Genomic DNA, 19497 nt, shown 5'->3' with positions numbered 1-19497 from the left:
CCGCATGGCGCTTACGATGAGCCGCATGGGTGACGTACTGGCCGGATTTCATGCCGCCTGGGAGTTCGACTCGGACTCCGTGCTCATCCGCTTCGAACGGGGGATCAGGACGCCGAAGCTGTTCCAGGCGCTCGGTGAACGACGCATTCCCCACGAGGCGTTGGCGGCGGTGACCCTGACCCCGGGCAAACGCGGGACGGTGGTGCTGCACGCCGTTCCCAGACCCGGCGCGGATCCGCTGATGGCGGCCGCGGCCGGACAGCTCAAGGACAGCAGCGACCCCTATCGCCTGGTGCTGCCCGCCGAGCGCGAGACCCTCGCCGAGTACTACGCGGACGAGCTCCGCCCCCTCCTCGGCCCCGCGTCCGACGCCGAGGAGTTCCTCGTGCCCCCGCCGGAGGGCCCGCTCCAGTTCAAGGCGTACGACGGGAAGGCGTCCTTCGACGGCCGGACGGTGTCGTACCGCTGGTTCTGGACGGGGGCCTCGTCGGCCAAGTGGAAGGCGGGCGACCAGCGTTTCCCGGTGGGCGACCTCGCGGACGTCGAGTGGCGCTCGCCCGAGGTGTTCGACGGCCACCTGCGGCTGCTGCGCCGCACCCCGGCCGCCGCGCAACCCGCACAGGCCGACCAGGACCCGGCGGCGGTGGTGTTCGGCCTCGGGTACGGGCCGGTCCACGAGTCCCTGCCGTTCGCCGCGGCGGTCCTCGCGGCGGTCCGCAGCAGCGGCCCGTCGGCGGATTCCACCCCCCGCACCCCGGCCCGGCGCGACCCTGCGGACATCGCCGACCGCATCCGCCACCTCGGCGAACTCCACCAGGCGGGGCTGCTCACGGACGCGGAATTCACGTCGAAGAAGGCGGAGTTGCTGGCGGAGTTGTGAGTTTCCGGGCGCCCCAAAGGGTCGCGGGGCTGTGGCATATGCGGCTCCGCCGCAGGGGCGCGACCAACCACGACGGCGCGGCAGCCGAAAGACCGGCGTCATACCCCGGTAGCACTCGGCGGACCACTCCTCGGTATGACGCAGGTGACGGCCGCCGCTGCCTACGCTGAAGCCGTCATGGAAACCTCCTCGAAAACCCTGCGCGACGGCCTGCGGGACGGGCTCCGGGAGCTCGGGGCCGCGCTCACCACGCCCGCCGCCTCCGGCGAGGCCCCGCTCGCGGGGGCGAGCAAGGCGTGGGTGCGGTACCTGCCGTACGCCGTCGTGCTCGCCTTCGTCGCCTCACTGCTGCCCGTCACCGTCACCGTCCTCGTCAACGACTACCGCCTGGGCGGGGCGCTCGCCGGAGCGCTCGCCACCGCCCAGACCGCACCGCTGCTGCTCGCCGTCACGCGCCCGCTGCCCGCCTGGTGGATCGTGGGCACGGCGGACGTCCTCGGCGCGCTCGCGCTGCTCGGCGCGGACGGCACGCCGGGCCGCTCCTGGCCGTGGACGCCCATGGTGGTCGTCGGCTATCTGCTCCTGACGGTGCTGCTCGGCCTGCGTGAGTCCCGGCGCACCCTCGTCGCCGTGTGGCTGGCGACCGGCGTCGCGGGCTTCGTCTTCGAGTTGCTCTCGCAGGACCGCAGCGACGGCGTGCACCTGCTGCTGTTCGTGCTGTCCGGAGTCACCCTGGTCCTCACGTACGCGCTGCGCGCCCGTGGGGAGGCGCAGCGGCGACTCGTCGTGCAGGAGACGATCAGCGAGGCCGAACGGGCACAGCGCACCCTCCTGGAGGAACGGGCCCGGATCGCAAGGGAGTTGCACGATGTGGTCGCCCACCACATGTCCGTCATCACGGTCCAGGCGGACTCCGCGCCGTACCGCATCGACGGCCTGCCCGACGCCGCGCGGGAGGAGTTCGCGGCGATCGCGGGCAGCGCACGCGAGTCGCTCACCGAGATGCGGCGGCTGCTCACGGTGCTGCGCAGCGAGGAGACGAAGGGCGAGCTCGCCCCGCAGCCCGGCCTCGACCGGCTGCAGCAGCTGGTCGAGGCGACCGTACGGGCAGGCGTGCACACGGAGTTGACGTACTCGCCGGAGCCCGGCGCGGTGCCGCAGGCCGTCCAGCTGTCGGCGTACCGGATCGTGCAGGAGGCCCTGGCCAACGTCGTGCGGCACTCGCCCAGCAGCGCCCGCACGGAAGTGTCGGTGCGGGTCGTCGGCGGCGATCTGGTCGTCCTCGTCCTCAACGGCCCGCCGCTCGAACCGACGCCGCCCCTGGAGCACGGCGGCACGGGACACGGCCTGGTCGGCATGCGCGAGCGCGTACGGTTGGCCGGCGGCACGCTCGACGCCGGGCCGCTGGACAGAGGCGGTTTCCGCGTCGAGGCCCGGCTTCCCCTGCGTACGAAAGGTGCGGACAGACCGTGACGATCCGTGTGCTCATCGTCGACGACCAGGCCATGGTGCGGGCCGGATTCGCCGCGCTGCTCGCCGCGCAGAGCGACATCGACGTGGTCGGGGAGGCCAGCGACGGCCGGCAGGGCGTGGAAGTCAGCCGCTCCACGCACCCCGACGTGGTCCTGATGGACGTGCGCATGCCGGAGATGGACGGCCTGGCGGCGGCCCGCGCGCTGCTCGACCCTCCGCGGGGCGTGGTGCACCGACCGAAGGTCCTGATGCTGACGACGTTCGACGTGGACGACTACGTGTACGAGGCGCTGCGCGCCGGCGCCTCCGGGTTCCTGCTGAAGGACGCGCCGCCCGCCGACCTGATCGCCGCGGTCCGCGTGGTCGCCTCCGGGGACGCGCTGCTCGCACCGTCCGTGACACGACGCCTGATCGCGGACTTCGCCAGACAGAAGCCGACCCGCGCGAAGGACCTCTCCCTCGGCCTCAACGGACTGACGCCGCGCGAGACCGAAGTGCTCGAACTGATCGCGCGCGGCCTCTCCAACCAGGAGATCGCCGGGCGGCTCGTGCTCGCCGAGCAGACCGTGAAGACGCACATCGGCCGCGTCCTCGCCAAGCTCGACCTGCGCGACCGCGCCCAGGCGGTGATCTTCGCGTACGAGTCGGGGCTCGTGTCGCCGGGCGAGGCGGGCTGAACGGAGGGGCGCGGCGCGCCTCGCAGCACCCCCTCGCGCCACCCCCTACTGGGGTAGCACCCCGCGCACTCCCTCCAACACCTCGGTATCACCCCGGAGTTGGCCCCTCGGTGTGACGCCTCGGCCGAGGCCGCCTTCCTACCTTCCCTCCCGTCAGCGAGACGGACGTACGGGACGTACGGGAAGAGGAGACGGCCATGGCCGAGGAAGCGAAAGGGCCGCAGGGGCCGAGGGGGGCGAGGGAGCAGAGGCGGCCGAAGCGGGGGCGGCGCGGGCCGCGGACACTGCTCGCGGCACTACTCACGGCGACGGTCGTGGCGGGCAGTGCGGGCTGGGCCGTCGGTTCCGAGCAACAGGCCGTCACCGGCCCGGTTCCCGGCGTCGGCCCCTGGCGCGCCGACCGGTCCCCCGACCTGCACGGCCGCCCGCTGCCCGACCCGGCGACCGCAAGTCCCGCCGAGGTCGCCCGTTTCTTCGCCGGTCTGACCGGGCGGCAGCGCGAGGCCCTCGTCGAGCGGCACGCCCTCGTGGTCGGCAACCTCGACGGCGCCCCGCCCGCCCTGCGGTACGCGGCCAACTCCCGGGCGCTGCAAGCGGCACGCGCCGAGGAGCTGGCCCGCGCCGCCGACCCGGAGCTGCCCGGCCAGGACCGAGCGGCCGCCCGCGCCCGCGCCGAGCGGTACGCCGAACTGGGCGCACCCGGCCGGCAGATCCTCGCCTTCGACCCGCGCGGCCGGGGCCAAGTCGCAGAGGTCTACGGGGACTTGGCGCACGCGGACCACGTCGCCGTGATCGTGCCGGGCTCGGACATCGACCTGAACACCTTCGACCGCACGAAGGACCGCTACGGCACGCCCAGCGGCATGGGCCGGGCCCTGTACGCGGCCACGACCGAGGGCGGCACCCTCGACCGAGGCACGGCCGACCGCGCCTCTGACGAACACGGCACCGCCCACCGCACCACCACCGACCGGACCACCACCGACCGCGGCACCCCCGACGGTGTCACCACCACCCACCGCAGCACTCCCGAGTCCAGCGCCGCCGACCCCACCGCCACCAACCGCACCACCGCCGGGCACACGCCCACCGCCACGAACCCCACCACCGCCGGGCGCACGCCCACCAACCGGACCGCCACCCACCGCACCACCGCCGGGCGCACGCCCACCGCCACCAACCGCACCACCGCCGGGCCCAAGCCCACCGCCACCAACCACACCACCGCCGGGCCCAAGCCCACCGCCACCAACCGCACCACCGCCGGGCGCACGCCCACCAACCGCCCCGCCCCCGAGCGCGGCGCCGCCCACCGCACCACAACCCACCACGGCACCCCCGACGACGCCGCCACCGCCAGCCGCCCCTCCACAAGTCACAGCACCCCCACCCCCCACACCGCAGTGATCGCCTGGGCCGGGTACACCACTCCCGTCGGGCTCGGGCCGGATGCTGCGACCGGGCGGCTTGCCGAGGCGGGGGCGCCGCGGCTGGTTCGGCTCGTGCAGGGCGTGGTCGCGGCGGGCGGGCCGCGACCGGCGCTGTTCTGCCACAGCTACGGCTCGGTGGTGTGCGGCCTCGCCGCGCCCGAGGTGCCCGCCGCCGACCTGGTCGTGGCCGGCTCCCCCGGCATGCGCGTGGACCGGGCCGCCGACCTGCGCACCGGGGCCCGCGTGTGGGCCGCGAAGGACCCGGACGACTGGATCGACGACGTCCCGCACGTCCAGCTCCTCGGCCTCGGCCACGGCGCCGACCCCACCGACCCGGCCTTCGGCGCCCGCCCCGTGCCCGCCGCGCGCGCCGAGGGCCACACCGGCTACTTCGTGCCCGGAACGGACTCGCTCCGCGCCTTCGCCGCCATCGCCCGCGGCGCCTCCCGCTGAGACCTCACACCCAGGACGTGCCGTCATGACGTACACCGAACTTGCCCGTTCCACAACGAAGTTGAGGCAGCCGCACCTGCGCGGCCGCCGTCCCGCCGAGCGGCTGCGTTCCGCCCGTCGCACCCTGGCCCGTACGACCGCGGCGGTCGACGCGCGGACGCCCGCGCACCGGGACCGGGCCGTCGACGGTCTGCGGGCGCTCGCGCTGCTCGCCGTGCCGACCGGGCACTGGCTGCTCGGCGGGTTCACGCGCGACACCGACGGCGCGCTGCACAACGCCAGCCCGCTGTCCGCGCTCGGCGGGCTCGCGCCGCTGAGCTGGTTCCTGCAGCTGCTCGGGATCTTCTTCCTGGTCGGCGGCTACGCCTCGGTCCTCTCGTACCGGCGGGCCCGCGAGCGCGGCGGGTCGACGGCCGGCTGGCTGCGCGGACGGGTGGCGCGGCTCGGGCGGCCGGTGCTCGGGGTGACGGCGGTGTGGGCGCTGCTCGTCCCGCTGCTGTCGGCGCTCGGCGTGCCGGGCGACTCGCTGCGCACCGGCGCGACCCTCGTCGTCCAACCGCTGTGGTTCGTGGGCGTCTACACGGTGATCACCGCGCTCACCCCGCTCTGTGTGCGCGCCGCGGAACGCCTCGGCGCCTGGTCGGCGGCCCCGCTCGTGGCGACGGTCGCGGCCGTCGACTTCCTGCGGTACGGGCCGTACGCGGAGGCGATGCCGTCGTGGCTGAGCGTCCTGAACATCCTGCCGGGGTGGCTGTTCGCGTACCAACTGGGCGTCGCCTGGGGCGAGAAGAGGCTCGGCAGGCGCGGCGCGTGGCTGCTGCTCGCGGGCGGTACGGCGCTGTTCGCGGCGCTGCTGCTCGCCTTCCACTACCCGGCGTCCATGGTGGGCGTGCCGGGTGAGGCGCGCACCAACTCGCATCCGCCGTCGCTGCTGGTGCTCGCGCTGGCGGCGGCGCAGAGCGGTGCGGCGATCCTGCTGCGGGACCGGATCGGCGCGCTGCTGCGCAGGCCTGCGGTGTGGGCGCCGGTGGTGGTGGTCAACCTGTCGGCGATGACGATCCTGTGCTGGCACCAGACGGCGATGTTCGCGACGGCGGTCACGGGCGCGCGGTTCGGGGCGGTGCCGGGTCTGACGACAGCGCCGGACTCGTTCGCGTGGGTGGCGGCGCGGGCGCTCTGGCTCCCGGTCTTCGCGCTGCTGCTGCTCGCGATCGCCCGGTACGCACGCCACTTCGAGCGGCCTTGGCGTACGGGCACGGGCACGGGCACGCAGGCCGCGGCCCGGCTCCGGGGCGCGGTCGCGGGGCTGCTGGCCGTCGGGTTCGCGGGGTTCGCGCTGGGGTGGGGGTAGGCGGCGCCGGCGCCGGAAGGCCCGCGCCGGTGCCGCCCGCGTTTCGGCTACTCCCGCCCGGCCGACGTGAACGCCATGTTGGCGTACCGGCCGCCCGCGACCTGCCCGGCGATCGGGTCGAGGAGCTCCAACTCGCCCTCGGTCAGCACCAGTCGGGTCGCCGCGGTGTTCTCCTCCAGACGGCTGCGCCGACGCGTGCCGGGAATCGGGACGACCGGCAGACCGTGCACGTCGGCCTGCCGCTGGGCCCAGGCCAGCGCGATCTGCCCGAGGGTCGCGCCGCGGGACTCGGCGAGCTTCCGCACGGGCTCCAGGAGCGCGGCGTTCGCGACGGCGTTGTCACCGCTGAAGCGGGGCATCGTACGGCGGAAGTCGTCCGCGCCGAGCTCGGCGGTCGCGTCCTTGAACGCGCCGGTGAGGAAGCCGCGGCCGAGCGGCGAGTACGGCACGAACGCGGTGCCGAGACGAGCCGCGGTGGGCACGACGTTGGCCTCCACGTCCCGGCTGAACAGCGACCACTCCGACTGCACGGCGGCGATCGGGTGCACGGCGTGCGCGGCCTCCAGCTCGGGCCCGGTGACCTCGCTGAGCCCCAGGTGCTTCACCTTGCCCTCGGCGACCAGCTCGGCCATGACGCCGACGGTCTCCTCGATGGGCACGTTCACATCGCGCCGGTGCATGTAGTAGAGGTCGATGACGTCGACGCCGAGGCGCCGCAGGCTGCCCTCGACGCAACTGCGGATGTACGCCGGGTCGTTGTTGATGCCGCGCTTCTCCGGGTCGTCCTTGTCGAGGACGATGCCGAACTTGGTGGCGAGGACGATCTCGTCGCGGTGCGCCTGCACGAACGGGGCGATGAACTTCTCGTTCTCGCCGTGCCCGTACATGTCGGCGGTGTCGTACAGGGTGACGCCGAGTTCGAGGGCCCGCTCCAGGGTGGCGCGCGCCTCGTCGGGATCGGTGGTCTCGCCGTACGCGAAGCTCATGCCCATGCAGCCGAGGCCCTGGACGCCGACCTCGGGTCCGTCGCTGCCGAGGCGGGTGGTGCTGATCTTCTCCGTGCTGCTGTTCTCCGAGCTCATCAGGCCCAGGCCCTCTCCGACGCCCGCCGGGCGTCCGCGTAAAAGTCGATCTTGTGGTTGAGGACGGCGAGGGTGCCCTGGAGTTCGGCGATGCGGTCGACGACATCGCGCCGCGTCTGCTCCAGGAGCGCCTGCCGCTCCTCGAAGGTGTGGTCGCCCTGCCGCACCAGCTCGGCGTAACGGACCATGTCCGCGACCGGCATGCCGGTGAGGCGCAGCTTGCCGACGAGGGAGAGCCAGTCCAAGTCCCGGTTGGTGAACCGGCGTTGGCCGGTGTGCGAACGGTCCACGTGCGGCATCAGACCGATCCGCTCGTACCAGCGCAGGGTGTGCGCGCTGAGGCCGGTGTGCGCGGCGACCTCGCTGATCGTGTACCGGTCCCGGCCGTCCGGCCGCGGGTGCTCCGGGTCGGCGCCGGCACACCGCTCGACCGTCTCCGGCGTCGTGGGTACGGGGGTCTGCTCAGCGGGGGTCAGAGGAGTGCTCTCCATCACCGTCATGCCCCCACGCTAGGACCTTGGAGTGCGCTCCAAGCAAGCGGAATCGGAGCGAAATCCGGAGGAGATCCTGCTGCCCGCTCACTACGCTCCGCGCCATGAGTCTCGTACGCCGTGCCACGCCCGAGGACGCCGAGGAGCTGATCCGGCTCCGCAAGATCATGCTGGACTCGTTGAAACCCAGCGACGACGTCGGCTGGCAGGCCGCGACGGTACGCCGCCTCCGTACCGAACTGGCCCGCCCCGACGGCGACTTGGCGGCGACGGTCGTCGACGATCCGACGACCCCCGGCCGCCTCGCCGCCTGCGCGACCGGCAAGATCGAGTACCGCCTCGGCTCCCCGGACAACCCCGACGGCGCGATCGGATACGTCTTCAACGTCTGCACCGACCCCGCCCGACGCCGCGAGGGCCACTCCCGCGCCTGCATGCGCGCCCTCCTCGACTGGTACCGCACCCGAGGAATCCGCAAGATCGACCTCACGTCCTCCCCCGAGGCGGAGTCCCTCTACACCTCCCTCGGCTTCCACCACATGCCCGAACCGGCCATGCGGTTGCTGCTGCCGGGCACCGGGACGTGAGCGAGGGCCTCGCCCTGCCGGAGGGGTCCTGGTGGGACTGGGAGGTGCTCAGCTGGAACCCGGGCTGCCTCCGCCTGGCCGCGGGGTACGGTGCCACTCCGCCCCACCGAGCAAACCCAGCCCGTCCGGCGTTTGAGGACGAGCCCGGAGGGCGACGATCCAGCCCGTCCGGCGCCTGAGGACGAGCCCGGAGGGCGACGATCCAGCCCGTCCGGCGCTTGAGGACGAGCCCGGAGGGCGACGATCCAGCCCGTCCGGCACCTGAGGACGAGGCCGCAGGCCGATGGGCGGGGCGCACGTCGAGGGTGCCGGGGCGTCCGCCTGGACCCACCCCGTACGCTCATCCCCATGCAGAGCCTCGCGCAGATCGAGAACTGGCCGGTCACCACCGCGGCAGCGGCCGTCGTGCGGGCGGACGGCAGCGTCGCCGGGTCGTACGGCCCCACCGCGCACCGCTTCCCGCTGGCCTCCGTGACGAAGCCGATCGCGGCGTACGCGGCGCTCGTCGCGTACGAGGAAGGCGCGATCGAGCTCGACGAGCCGGCCGGGCCCGAGGGTTCGACGGTGCGGCATCTGCTCGCGCACACCAGCGGCCTGGCTTTCGACGAGCACAAGGTGATGGCCCCGGCCGGCACCCGGCGGCTCTACTCCAACGCCGGTTTCGAGGTGCTCGGCGACCACATCGCGAAGGCCGCCGACATGCCGTTCGCGGAGTACGCCCGGCAGGCGGTCCTCGAACCGCTCGGCATGACCGCCACCACCCTCGACGGCTCGCCCGCCAAGGACGGCGTGTCCACCGTGGACGACCTGGTGCGGTTCGCCGCGGAGGTGCAGGCGCCGCGGCTGCTCGACGCCCGTACCGTCGTCGAGGCGATGTCCGTCGTACACCCCGGGCTCTCCGGCATCCTGCCGGGCTACGGCCACCAGAAGCCCAACGACTGGGGCCTCGGCTTCGAGATCCGCGGCGCCAAGTCCCCGCACTGGACGGGCAGTTCGTCCTCGCCGCGGACGTTCGGGCACTTCGGCCAGTCCGGCACGTTCCTGTGGATCGACCCCGACGCGGGCGCCGCCTGCGTGGCCCTCGCCGACCGTGCCTTCGGTCAGTGGGCGATCGACGCCTGGCCCCCGCTCACGGACGCGGTCCTGGCCGAGCTCAAGGGCTAGGTCCTGTCTTCAATCTCCCGTCGTTCGCCCGGACGCCGCGGGGCAGACGGGAGATTGAAGACAGGGCCTAAGGCGCGGGCGGTGTCCACGGGGCCGGGAGTTCCCAGACCAGGACCTCCGCCGTCGACCGGCCCGCCAGCTCCAGGCCCGACTCCCCCGTCAGCCGCACCGCGTCCCCCGGCCCCAACTCCACGCCCCCGAGGGCCACTTCACCCCGGGTGACGTGCACGTACGCGTACTCCGCGTCCGGCACCGCCGTCCGCTCGCCCGGGCCGAGCCGCCGCACGTGCAGCATCGCGCCGGCCTCGGCGACCTCGTACGGCGTCGAGTCGGCTATCCCGTGGACCACCTCGTACGACGGGTCGCCGCCGGGCTGCAGCGGGGCCAGCCACATCTGCACGAACACCAGCGGCTCGGTGCCCGCGTTGCGCTCCACGTGCCGGACGCCGCCGCCCGCGCTGAGCCGCTGCACGTCACCGGGCCGGACGACGGACTCGTGGCCCTCCGAGTCCCGGTGCGTGAGCTCGCCGCGGACGACCCATGTGACGATCTCGGTGTGGCTGTGCGGGTGCTCGTCGAAGCCGGCGCCCGGCCCGAGCCGCTCCTCGTTGCAGGCGATGATCGCGCCGAAGCGCAGGTTGTCGGGGTCGTAGTGCGGTCCGAAGGAGAAGGCGTGCCACGACTCGATACCGGTCTCCGGGTCGCCTCCGGGATAGCGCTCGTCGGCGCGCCGTACGTCCATCACGCCCCCCACGGTAGACCCGGCACTCCGTCGACCCGCCCGGATAAGGCAGTCTTGTCCCGTGCCCGAACCCGTAGACGAATCTCCGCAGCCGCCCTCCCCGCATCCGCATGCCGCGACGCTCAAGCGCCTCGAGCAGTCCTCCGGCAGCCTCGCCGCGCAGGCGATCGCGCGCATGGACGAGACGCTGCCGTGGTACCGCGCGATGCCGCCGGAGAACCGGTCCTGGATCGGCCTGGTCGCGCAGGCCGGTATCGCCGCGTTCACCGAGTGGTTCCGGCACCCCGACGCCCCGCAGGCCATCTCCACGGACGTCTTCGGCACGGCGCCCCGCGAGCTGACGCGGGCGATCACCCTGCGCCAGACCGTGGAGATGGTGCGGACGACGATCGAGGTCATGGAGTCCGCGATCGACGAGGTCGCGGCCCCCGGCGACGAGTCGGTGCTCCGCGAGGCCCTGCTCGTCTACGCCCGCGAGATCGCCTTCGCCACCGCGCAGGTGTACGCGCAGGCCGCCGAGGCCCGCGGCGCCTGGGACGCCCGCCTCGAATCCCTGGTCGTGAACGCGGTCCTGTCCGGCGAGGCCGACGAGGGCGCCGTCAGCCGCGCCGCCGCCCTCGGCTGGAACTCGCCGGAGCACGTCTGCGTCGTCCTCGGCACCGCGCCCGACGGCGACAGCGAACTCACCGTCGAGGCCATCCGCCGCGCCTCCCGGCACGCCAAGCTGCAGGTCCTGACGGGGGTGCTCGGCGACCGGCTCGTCGTCATCGCGGGCGGCAGCGACAACCCGCTGTCGGTCGCCAAGGCCCTGATCGGCCCGTACGCGGCGGGGCCCGTGGTCGCCGGGCCCGTGGTCCCCGACCTGCTCGCCGCGACCCGGTCGGCGCAGGCCGCGGCCGCCGGGCTCAAGGCCTGCTCGGCGTGGCAGGACGCGCCGCGCCCGGTGCTCGCGGACGATCTCCTGCCGGAGCGCGCGATCGCCGGAGACCCGGCCGCGCGCGAGCAGTTGGTGGAGGAGATCTACAGACCGCTGGAGGAGGCGGGCTCCGCGCTCCTGGAGACCTTGAGCGTCTACCTGGAGCAGGCCAGCAGTCTTGAGGGCGCCGCGCGGATGCTGTTCGTCCACCCCAACACCGTGCGCTACCGGCTGCGACGTGTGACTGACGTCACCGGCTGGTCGCCGTCCGATGTCCGTTCGGCCTTCACGCTGCGGATCGCGCTGATCCTGGGGCGTCTGGTCGACGGGGATCCCCAGTCCTAGACTTTTGTCGGGGGTCGACAATTCCCCTGACTGTTCTTCGTCCCTGTCCCCACGGGCGGTTGCCGCCGTCCACAAGAGAGAGTGTGAGAGTGCTCGTACTCGTCGCTCCCGGCCAAGGCGCCCAGACGCCCGGCTTCCTGACCCCCTGGCTCGAACTCCCCGGCGCCGCCGACCGGCTCGCCGCCTGGTCCGACGCCATCGGTCTCGACCTCGCCCACTACGGCACGCAGGCCGACGCCGACGCCATCCGTGACACCGCGGTCGCGCAGCCGCTGCTCGTCGCCGCGGGGCTGCTCTCCGCCGCCGCGCTCGGCGAGACCGCGCCGGACGCGGTCGCCGGACACAGCGTCGGCGAGATCACCGCGGCCGCGCTCGCGGGCGTCCTCGACGACACCGCGGCCCTGCAGCTCGTGCGCAAGCGCGGCCTCGCCATGGCGGACGCCGCGGCCATCACGCAGACCGGCATGTCGGCGCTGCTCGGCGGCGAACCCGACGCCGTGCTGCCGCACCTGGAGAAGCTCGGCCTGACCCCGGCCAACGTGAACGGCGCCGGCCAGATCGTCGCCGCCGGCACGATGGAGCAGCTCGCCGCGCTCGCCGAGGACAAGCCGGAGGGCACCCGCCGCGTGGTGCCGCTGCAGGTCGCCGGCGCGTTCCACACCGAGCACATGGGCCCCGCGGTCGCCGCCCTCGACGAGGCCGCGAAGGAGCTGACCCCGGCCGACCCGAAGGTCCGGTACGTCTCGAACAAGGACGGCCGGGCCGTGGACTCCGGCGCCGAGGTGATCGCGCGCCTGGTCGGCCAGGTCGCCAACCCGGTCCGCTGGGACCTGTGCATGGAGACGTTCAAGGAGCTCGGCGTGACCGCGCTCGTCGAGCTGTGCCCCGGCGGCACCCTCACCGGGCTGGCCAAGCGCGCCCTGCCCGGCGTGAAGACGCTCGCCCTGAAGACCCCCGACGACCTCGACGCGGCCCGCGCCCTGATCGCCGAACATTCGCAGACGGCCTGAGTAGGAGCCCCGAGAGCATGTCGAAGATCAAGCCAAGCAAGGGTGCACCGTACGCGCGCATTCTCGGCGTCGGCGGCTACCGTCCGACCCGGGTCGTGCCCAACGAGGTGATCCTGGAGAAGATCGACTCGTCCGACGAGTGGATCCGCTCCCGCTCCGGCATCGCGACCCGGCACTGGGCGAACGACGAGGAGACCGTCGCCGCCATGTCGATCGAGGCGTCCGGCAAGGCGATCGCCGACGCCGGGCTCACCGCCGACAAGATCGGCGCCGTGATCGTCTCGACCGTCTCGCACTTCAAGCAGACCCCCGCCATCGCCACGGAGATCGCCGACAAGCTCGGCACCGAGAAGGCCGCCGCCTTCGACATCTCCGCGGGCTGCGCCGGCTTCGGGTACGGGCTGACCCTGGCGAAGGGCCTGGTCACCGAGGGCTCCGCCGAGTACGTCCTGGTGATCGGCGTGGAGCGGCTCAGCGACCTGACCGACCTGGAGGACCGGGCCACGGCCTTCCTGTTCGGTGACGGCGCCGGCGCCGTCGTCGTGGGCCCGTCCGACGAGCCGCACATCGGCCCGACGGTCTGGGGCTCGGAGGGCGACAAGTCCGAGACCATCAAGCAGACCGTGCCGTGGACCGACTTCAACATCGGCGACGTGTCGAAGCTGCCCGTGGACGACTCGGGCAACCTCAAGTTCCCTGCGATCACGCAGGAGGGCCAGGCGGTGTTCCGCTGGGCCGTGTTCGAGATGGCGAAGGTCGCCAAGGAGGCGCTCGACGCCGCCGGCCTGAGCCCGGACGACCTGGACGTCTTCATTCCGCACCAGGCCAACATGCGGATCATCGACTCGATGGTGAAGACACTGAAGCTGCCGGAGCACGTCACGGTCGCCCGTGACGTGGAGACCACCGGCAACACCTCGGCCGCCTCGATCCCGCTCGCGATGGAGCGGCTCCTGGCGACCGGCGAGGCGAAGAGCGGCGACACCGCGCTGGTCATCGGCTTCGGGGCGGGTCTCGTGTACGCCGCCACGGTCGTTACCCTCCCCTAGGCACCGTACGGGGCCCTCGCAGAGACCTCCGGTCCGAGCGAGGCGTCCCGGCCGATGCCGCTAACCATCTGATACATACGAAGGAGCGCCACATGGCCGCCACTCAGGAAGAGATCGTTGCCGGTCTCGCGGAGATCGTGAACGAGATCGCCGGCATCCCCACCGAGGACGTCCAGACGGACAAGTCCTTCACCGATGACCTGGACGTCGACTCGCTGTCCATGGTCGAGGTCGTCGTCGCCGCCGAGGAGCGCTTCGACGTGAAGATCCCCGACGACGACGTCAAGAACCTCAAGACGGTCGGCGACGCCACCGACTACATCCTGAAGCACCAGAGCTGACCCTCTGCTCGCTCAACGCCACCCGGCGGTGGCGCCGTTGTATCCCTATTACGTGGAGAAAGAATCCCTGTGAACTCGACCAATCGCACCGTGGTCGTCACCGGTATCGGCGCAACCACACCGCTGGGTGGCGATGCGGCTTCTACCTGGGAGGGCCTGATCGCGGGCCGTTCCGGCATCTCCCTGCTGGAGCAGGAGTGGGCCGCCGAACTGCCGGTCCGGATCGCCGGCCAGGTCGCCGTGGAGCCGACCGAGATCATTCCGCGCCCGCAGGCCCGGAAGCTGGACCGCTCAGCGCAGTTCGCGCTGATCGCCGCCCGTGAGGCCTGGCAGGACGCGGGCCTGACCGGCGCCGCCGGCGAGGAGTCGGGCATCGACCCGAACCGCCTGGGCGCCGTCATCGCCTCCGGCATCGGCGGCGTCACGACGCTCCTCGACCAGTACGACGTGCTGAAGGAGAAGGGCGTACGCCGGGTCTCCCCGCACACCGTGCCGATGCTCATGCCCAACTCCCCCGCGGCGAACGTCGGCATCGAGCTGAACGCCCGCGCCGGTGTGCACACCCCGGTGTCGGCGTGCGCGTCCGGCGCCGAGGCCATCGGGTACGCGATCGAGATGATCCGTACCGGCCGCGCCGACATCGTGATCGCCGGTGGCACCGAGGCCGCCATCCACCCGCTGCCGATGGTCGCGTTCGGCAACATGATGGCGATGTCCAAGAACAACGACGACCCGCAGGGCGCCTCGCGTCCCTACGACGTCGACCGCAACGGATTCGTGCTCGGCGAGGGCTCCGGCGTGATCGTCCTGGAGTCCGAGGAGCACGCGAAGGCCCGCGGCGCGAAGATCTACGTCGAGGCCGTCGGCCAGGGCATCTCCGCCGACGCCCACCACATCACGCAGCCCGAGCCGTCCGGCACGGGTATCGCGCAGGCGGTGCAGAACCTCCTCGACACCACGGGTCTGAAGCCGGCCGAGATCGTGCACGCCAACGCGCACGCCACGTCGACCCCGCAGGGCGACATCGGTGAGCTGCGCGCGCTGCGCAAGGTCCTCGGCGACGACCTGGACCATGTGGCGGTGTCCGCGACGAAGTCGATGACCGGTCACCTCCTCGGCGGCGCCGGCGGTGTGGAGACCGTGGCCACGGTCCTCGCGCTGAAGAACCGGGTCGCCCCGCCCACGATCAACATCGACAACCTCGACCCGGAGGCGGAGGCCGACATCGTGCGCGGCGAGGCGCGTCCGCTCCCCGAGGGCACCATCGCCGCGCTGAACGACTCGTTCGGCTTCGGCGGCCACAACGTGGTGCTGGCGTTCCGCACGGTCTGAGTGCCGTACACACACTGAAGGCCCGCTCGGAACTCCCGAGCGGGCCTTCGGCGTACGGCCGTCACACCACCTGGTGGAGCCAGCGCACCGGGGCGCCCTCTCCCGCGTACCGGAAGGGTTCCAGTTCGTCGTCCCAGGGCTTGCCGAGGAGGCCGGTGAGTTCGGACTCGAGGTCGCTCTCGCCGCGTTGCGAGCGGGCGAGGGCGGCGCGCAGTCGGTCCTCGGGGATCAGGATGTCGCCGTGGATGCCGGTGACGGCGTGGAAGATGCCGAGGTCGGGGGTGGCGCTGTACCGCTCGCCCTCCGTGCCGGCGCCGGGTTCGGCGGTGACCTCGAAGCGCAGCATCTGCCAACCGCGCAGTGCGGAGGCGAGTTTGGCGGCGGTGCCGGGCTCGGCCTGCCAGGAGAATTCGGATCTCCACGTGCCGGGGGCGGCGGGCTGCCGGATCCAGTCGAGGTTCACACGCCCGCCGAGTACGCCCGCGACCGCCCATTCGATGTGCGGGCACAGCGCGCGCGGAGCGGAGTGCACGTACAGAACTCCACGTGTCGTCACCGGACCTCCAGTGTGGGTCGAGGTTCGCCTTCCCCAGCGGCCTCGCGCCCGTGCCGAGCAATGCTGACCGAACGTAGCCAATGACGACCAATTCGGACAGATCTGACGTGATGTAATTTACCGGAACCGAGACAGCGGCCTGCCTCTGGGTCGACTGTGGCAAAGCTACCGTGCGGCAGTGGCCCGAGTGTGACGTACCGTCGGTCCCGGTGCGGGGAATCGTTCAGCATTCACCCGGCAGGGCGCTACAGCTGTCATGGAGGGGACGTCAGGATGCGGGAGTTCGGTTTCGTCCGTCCTCTTCGTCGCGGGGCCGCGGGGGTGGTGGCGGCGGTGTCGCTCGCTTCCGCGTCGCTGGGCCTGGCGGCCTGCAGCGCCTCGGAGGGTTCGGGTTCGGCTCCGGCGCCGAAGAGTTCGGCGGTACGCGGCAGCAAGCCGGCGGCGCGGCCGGAGCGGCCGGAGCCGGTGTGGGACACCTCGCCGAAGTCGGTGGCGGCGGTGGGCGATTCGATCACGCGTGGTTTCGACGCCTGTCAGGTGTTGTCGGACTGCCCGGAGGCCTCGTGGGCGACGGGCACGGACGACCGGGTGCGTTCGCTGGCGGTGCGGTTGCTCGGCAAGGAGGCGGCGGCGACGCACAGTTGGAACTTCGCGAGCAGTGGCGCGCGGATGGCCGACCTGCCGGAGCAGATGGAGCGGGCGGCGGCCGAGTCCCCGGACCTGGTGACGGTGCTCGTGGGGGCGAACGACGTGTGCCGGGCGTCGGTGGCCGCGATGACGCCGGTCGCCGAGTTCCGCGCGGACTTCGCCGAGGCGCTGCGCACGCTGCGCGCAAAGCGGCCGAAGACGCAGGTGTACGTGGCGAGTGTGCCGGACCTGAAGCGGTTGTGGTCGCAGGGGCGGGGCAGCGCGACGGCCAAGCAGGTGTGGAGCCTGGGCATCTGCCCGACGATGCTGGGCGAGCCGGACGCCGTCGACGCGCGGTCGGTGGAGCGCAGGGACGCGGCGTACGAGCGGGTGGTGGCGTACAACGAGGCGTTGGCGGGGGTGTGCGCGAAGGACGAGCGGTGCCGGTACGACGGCGGGGCGGTCTTCGACTACCGCTTCGGCACGGGGCAGTTGAGCCGCTGGGACTTCTTCCACCCGGGCAGGAGCGGGCAGGCACGGCTGGCGGAGCTGGCCTTCGAGAAGGTGACGGCGGACCGGGGACGGTCCTGAACGGGCGCACGCGCGGCGGGAGTTGGGCCATACTTCCGGGACCGTTCGGCGGCTCGTGGAAGGACCCCTGTGTCAGTCATACGCGTGCGGCTCTGCGCCGCTGTACTCGCTCTCTGCTCCCCTCTCGCCCTCGGCGCCGCGCCCGCCCCGGACGCACCGGCCCCGGACACGTACGCCGGGGAGGGGCCCACCGTGGAGGAGTTGCGCCTCGACCGTGCCGCGCCGCAGGAGATCCTGCGGCGCAGCGGGTTCGCCGACGTGGCCCCGGATTTCGCGCGGGCGCTGCGCGCGGCGGACTCGTACGCGGAGGCCCGGCAGGTCGTCGTACGCCACGGGTCGCGGCTGTGGGAGCGGGCCGTGGCGCGGGTGCAGGGGCGGGCGCCGGTGGCGGACGGGGAGTTGAGCCGGGACGACGACCGGCCGCTGTACTGGGCGCGGCTCGGCATGACGCGTGAACTGCGCGCCTGGGACGCCGAGTTCGGCCCGACCGGGGCGCAGCGCGCGGAGTTGCTGGCCGCGTTGGAGCGGGCCTCGCGCGGGCAGGACGACATCCGCTGGCCGGACGACGGCGGGCGCAGGGTGCTGCTCACCGGCTTCGACCCGTTCACCCTCGACCGGGACGTGCGGATCAGCAACCCTTCGGGGGCGGCGGCCCTCGCGCTGGACGGCACCTATGTCCGTACGGCGGACGGGCGGCGGGCGCGCGTCGAGGTGGCCGTGTTCCCGGTGCGCTGGCAGGACTTCGCGGACGGCGCGGTGGAGCGTGCCCTGCGCCCGCAGCTGCCGCGCGTGGACGCGTTCACGACGGTCAGCCAGGGCCGGGTGGGCCGCTTCGACGTGGAGCGGTTCAACGGGGCCTGGCGGGGTGGCTTCCCGGACAACCTGAACGTCTCGCGCACGGAGACGGTCCCGGTCGCCGACCCGGACTCGCAGCCGCAGTGGACGCGTACGACGCTGCCGTACGAGCGGATCGTGGCGGCGGAGACCGGGCCGTTCCCGGTGTACGACAACACCGAGGTGACGGAGATCCCGGCCGGGGCGACCGAGCCGGTGAAGCGGGCCGACGGTCCGACCGAGGGCTCGACGGCGCGCGCGGGCGGGGGCGGCGACTACCTGTCGAACGAGATCGCGTACCGGGCGACGCTGCTGCGCGACCGGCTCGGCCTGGACGCGCTGCCCGGCGGCCATGTGCACACGCCGGTGCTGCAGTTCGGCGCGGGCAACACGGACCCGGCGACCGGCACGGTCACGGACCCGCAGTTCGTGCGGAACCGGCTTGCGATCGTGGGGCAGGTGCGGCAGATCGTGGCCGTGGCGGCGGCCAGGCGCTGAGCCGCGGGGCCGGCGGGCCTTCGCTACTGCGCGTACGGGTTGCCGGGCATCGGCTGCGGCGGCTGCCCGTACGGGCCGGAGGCCTGTCCGCTGTGCGGGGCGGGGGTCTGCGGGGGCGACTGCGGCTGCTGCTGCGGGAGTTCGTTCTCGCGGCGCAGGTCGCGCACCATCAGCGTCGCGCCCGCGACCGCGCCCGGCATCAGGAACACCGCGACGAACGGGACCAGGAACGCCAAGGCGAGCGGCACGCCGAAGCCCCAGGTCGTCATGCGGTGGGCGCGCAACAGGGCGAGCTGCTCGCGGACTTCGACGCGGCGGCGCTGCAGGGCGACCGAGGTGAGCTCCTGGGTGAGGAAGAAGCCGGTCACGCAGAAGCCGATCGCCGGGACCACGGTCTGCCCGAGCACCGGAATGAAGCCGAGGAAGAACAGCAGCACCGCCCACAGCAGGGCGCGGACCAGGATGCGCAGGCTGTCCCGGGCCGAGATCCACAGCTCGCGCAGCAGCGGCAGGCCCGACTCGGGCGCGGTGCCGTCGGGCGACTCGGACTTGTCGACCTGCTCGGACAGCGACTCGTAGAAGGGCTGGCCGACCAGGAGGGTCACGGCGGTGAACGTGATCACGGCGAGGAAGAGGCCGAGGGCGAACAGCAGGACCGTGAGGAAGCCGCGGAACAGGCCGATCCACGGGGACGACCAGTCGTCGGCGAACGGCGTGGCCCAGGCGATGAGGTCGTCGGCGCCGAAGGCGAGGCCGACCAGCGCGCCCGCGTACAGGACGAGGGTGATCAGGCCCGGGATCAGCCCGAAGCCGAACCAGCGCCCGTGGCCCGCGACCCAGCGCTGGCCCTTCGCGAGATATCCAAAACCGGTCCCCAGATCACGCATGGCCATGTCCGCCACCCTAACCGGGGCAGGTCGGCGTCCGGTCGGCGCGGTGCAACAGCACGGTCACGGGAGAAAACGGCGGCGAGGGAGCGGCTCCGCGAAAAAATCGGTGGCCAACGCACCCTTGTTGGCGGCGAGTTGTATCCGGTAGACCTCGCGTACTGATCTTCCTGGCCGAAAC

18 protein-coding genes and 2 pseudogenes are annotated in these 19497 nt (G+C 72.8%); 15 read left to right on the top strand and 5 right to left on the bottom strand.

Features of this window, described 5'->3' with window-relative positions:
* Positions 1-25: 25 nt before the first annotated feature.
* The 6 genes and pseudogenes from ACIDOF_RS16615 to ACIDOF_RS16590 all read left to right on the top strand — a co-directional run bounded on the left by ACIDOF_RS16615 (position 26) and on the right by ACIDOF_RS16590 (position 6264).
* On the top strand, positions 26-880 hold the full coding sequence (locus ACIDOF_RS16615) for a DUF4429 domain-containing protein (protein ID WP_409006637.1): 855 nt from the start codon (positions 26-28) through the stop codon (positions 878-880).
* 177 nt (positions 881-1057) lie between these two features.
* Entirely contained in the window at positions 1058-2353 is a 1296-nt protein-coding gene (locus tag ACIDOF_RS16610; RefSeq protein WP_409006636.1) for a sensor histidine kinase, read from the top strand.
* Entirely contained in the window at positions 2350-3030 is a 681-nt protein-coding gene (locus ACIDOF_RS16605) for a response regulator (RefSeq protein ID WP_409006635.1), read from the top strand. Before ACIDOF_RS16610 ends, ACIDOF_RS16605 begins: the two co-directional genes overlap by 4 nt.
* A 197-nt stretch (positions 3031-3227) precedes the next feature.
* Positions 3228-3929: pseudogene (locus ACIDOF_RS16600) on the top strand (alpha/beta hydrolase); the annotation flags it as partial.
* A 402-nt stretch (positions 3930-4331) separates the two neighbouring features.
* A pseudogene (locus tag ACIDOF_RS16595) lies at positions 4332-4913 on the top strand (alpha/beta hydrolase); the annotation flags it as partial.
* Positions 4914-4938: 25 nt separating this feature from the next.
* Positions 4939-6264: an acyltransferase family protein gene (locus ACIDOF_RS16590; protein ID WP_409006634.1), complete on the top strand. Its 1326-nt coding sequence runs from the start codon at positions 4939-4941 to the stop codon at positions 6262-6264.
* A 47-nt stretch (positions 6265-6311) separates the two neighbouring features.
* On the opposite strand, the gene ACIDOF_RS16585 is transcribed toward ACIDOF_RS16590, so the two are convergent.
* Both ACIDOF_RS16585 and ACIDOF_RS16580 read right to left on the bottom strand, forming a co-directional pair.
* Complete coding sequence (locus tag ACIDOF_RS16585; RefSeq protein ID WP_409006633.1) at positions 6312-7346, bottom strand: aldo/keto reductase; 1035 nt, start codon at positions 7344-7346, stop codon at positions 6312-6314.
* Positions 7346-7846: a MerR family transcriptional regulator gene (locus tag ACIDOF_RS16580; RefSeq protein WP_409006632.1), complete on the bottom strand. Its 501-nt coding sequence runs from the start codon at positions 7844-7846 to the stop codon at positions 7346-7348. Before ACIDOF_RS16580 ends, ACIDOF_RS16585 begins: the two co-directional genes overlap by 1 nt.
* 95 nt (positions 7847-7941) lie before the next feature.
* On the opposite strand from ACIDOF_RS16580, the gene ACIDOF_RS16575 reads away from it, so the two are divergent.
* Positions 7942-8424, top strand: a complete 483-nt coding sequence (locus ACIDOF_RS16575; protein WP_409006631.1) for a GNAT family N-acetyltransferase — start codon at positions 7942-7944, stop codon at positions 8422-8424.
* Positions 8425-8772: 348 nt separating this feature from the next.
* Complete coding sequence (locus ACIDOF_RS16570; protein ID WP_409006630.1) at positions 8773-9588, top strand: serine hydrolase domain-containing protein; 816 nt, start codon at positions 8773-8775, stop codon at positions 9586-9588.
* A gap of 67 nt (positions 9589-9655) precedes the next feature.
* Here the strand turns inward: ACIDOF_RS16570 and ACIDOF_RS16565 are convergent, their stop codons facing one another.
* On the bottom strand, positions 9656-10330 hold the full coding sequence (locus ACIDOF_RS16565; protein ID WP_409006754.1) for a pirin family protein: 675 nt from the start codon (positions 10328-10330) through the stop codon (positions 9656-9658).
* A 61-nt stretch (positions 10331-10391) separates the two neighbouring features.
* Between ACIDOF_RS16565 and ACIDOF_RS16560 the strand changes: the two genes are divergently transcribed.
* The 5 genes from ACIDOF_RS16560 to fabF all read left to right on the top strand — a co-directional run bounded on the left by ACIDOF_RS16560 (position 10392) and on the right by fabF (position 15323).
* A complete protein-coding gene (locus ACIDOF_RS16560) occupies positions 10392-11591 on the top strand; it encodes a PucR family transcriptional regulator (RefSeq protein ID WP_409006629.1) in 1200 nt (399 codons plus the stop codon).
* An 89-nt stretch (positions 11592-11680) separates the two neighbouring features.
* Positions 11681-12601: an ACP S-malonyltransferase gene (locus tag ACIDOF_RS16555; protein WP_409006628.1), complete on the top strand. Its 921-nt coding sequence runs from the start codon at positions 11681-11683 to the stop codon at positions 12599-12601.
* 17 nt (positions 12602-12618) lie between these two features.
* Positions 12619-13650, top strand: a complete 1032-nt coding sequence (locus tag ACIDOF_RS16550; protein ID WP_409006627.1) for a ketoacyl-ACP synthase III — start codon at positions 12619-12621, stop codon at positions 13648-13650.
* Between the two features lie 92 nt (positions 13651-13742).
* Positions 13743-13991, top strand: a complete 249-nt coding sequence (locus ACIDOF_RS16545) for an acyl carrier protein (protein ID WP_409006626.1) — start codon at positions 13743-13745, stop codon at positions 13989-13991.
* A gap of 69 nt (positions 13992-14060) precedes the next feature.
* Positions 14061-15323, top strand: coding sequence for a beta-ketoacyl-ACP synthase II (fabF, locus tag ACIDOF_RS16540; RefSeq protein WP_409006625.1), 1263 nt, complete (start codon positions 14061-14063; stop codon positions 15321-15323).
* A 61-nt stretch (positions 15324-15384) separates the two neighbouring features.
* On the opposite strand, the gene ACIDOF_RS16535 is transcribed toward fabF, so the two are convergent.
* Positions 15385-15879, bottom strand: a complete 495-nt coding sequence (locus ACIDOF_RS16535) for a DUF3145 domain-containing protein (protein WP_409006624.1) — start codon at positions 15877-15879, stop codon at positions 15385-15387.
* Between the two features lie 273 nt (positions 15880-16152).
* Between ACIDOF_RS16535 and ACIDOF_RS16530 the strand changes: the two genes are divergently transcribed.
* The gene (locus ACIDOF_RS16530) at positions 16153-17097 is read left to right on the top strand and encodes an SGNH/GDSL hydrolase family protein (protein ID WP_409006623.1); all 945 of its coding nucleotides are present in this window, start codon (positions 16153-16155) and stop codon (positions 17095-17097) included.
* Between the two features lie 69 nt (positions 17098-17166).
* Positions 17167-18429, top strand: coding sequence for a pyroglutamyl peptidase (locus ACIDOF_RS16525; RefSeq protein WP_409006622.1), 1263 nt, complete (start codon positions 17167-17169; stop codon positions 18427-18429).
* Positions 18430-18452: 23 nt separating this feature from the next.
* On the opposite strand, the gene ACIDOF_RS16520 is transcribed toward ACIDOF_RS16525, so the two are convergent.
* Positions 18453-19316 carry an EI24 domain-containing protein gene (locus ACIDOF_RS16520; RefSeq protein ID WP_409006753.1) on the bottom strand — a complete coding sequence of 288 codons (864 nt, stop codon included), beginning with the start codon at positions 19314-19316 and terminating at the stop codon, positions 18453-18455.
* Positions 19317-19497 lie beyond the last annotated feature (181 nt).

This window comes from Streptomyces sp. Da 82-17, from assembly GCF_046098215.1.
In the GTDB taxonomy this organism is placed as follows: domain Bacteria; phylum Actinomycetota; class Actinomycetes; order Streptomycetales; family Streptomycetaceae; genus Streptomyces.
Note: the sequence above shows the minus strand (reverse complement) of the source record. Positions and strands in the feature narration are given on the sequence as shown.

Excerpts from the sequence above, each read along its gene's own strand:
- ACIDOF_RS16615 (WP_409006637.1), top strand. The coding sequence starts at position 26 with ATGGGTGACGTACTGGCCGGATTTCATGCCGCCTGGGAGTTCGACTCG.
- ACIDOF_RS16610 (WP_409006636.1), top strand. The coding sequence starts at position 1,058 with ATGGAAACCTCCTCGAAAACCCTGCGCGACGGCCTGCGGGACGGGCTC.
- ACIDOF_RS16590 (WP_409006634.1), top strand. The coding sequence starts at position 4,939 with ATGACGTACACCGAACTTGCCCGTTCCACAACGAAGTTGAGGCAGCCG.
- ACIDOF_RS16585 (WP_409006633.1), bottom strand. The coding sequence starts at position 7,346 with ATGAGCTCGGAGAACAGCAGCACGGAGAAGATCAGCACCACCCGCCTC.
- ACIDOF_RS16580 (WP_409006632.1), bottom strand. The coding sequence starts at position 7,846 with ATGACGGTGATGGAGAGCACTCCTCTGACCCCCGCTGAGCAGACCCCC.
- ACIDOF_RS16575 (WP_409006631.1), top strand. The coding sequence starts at position 7,942 with ATGAGTCTCGTACGCCGTGCCACGCCCGAGGACGCCGAGGAGCTGATC.
- ACIDOF_RS16570 (WP_409006630.1), top strand. The coding sequence starts at position 8,773 with ATGCAGAGCCTCGCGCAGATCGAGAACTGGCCGGTCACCACCGCGGCA.
- ACIDOF_RS16565 (WP_409006754.1), bottom strand. The coding sequence starts at position 10,330 with ATGGACGTACGGCGCGCCGACGAGCGCTATCCCGGAGGCGACCCGGAG.
- ACIDOF_RS16550 (WP_409006627.1), top strand. The coding sequence starts at position 12,619 with ATGTCGAAGATCAAGCCAAGCAAGGGTGCACCGTACGCGCGCATTCTC.
- ACIDOF_RS16545 (WP_409006626.1), top strand. The coding sequence starts at position 13,743 with ATGGCCGCCACTCAGGAAGAGATCGTTGCCGGTCTCGCGGAGATCGTG.
- ACIDOF_RS16530 (WP_409006623.1), top strand. The coding sequence starts at position 16,153 with ATGCGGGAGTTCGGTTTCGTCCGTCCTCTTCGTCGCGGGGCCGCGGGG.
- ACIDOF_RS16520 (WP_409006753.1), bottom strand. The coding sequence starts at position 19,316 with ATGCGTGATCTGGGGACCGGTTTTGGATATCTCGCGAAGGGCCAGCGC.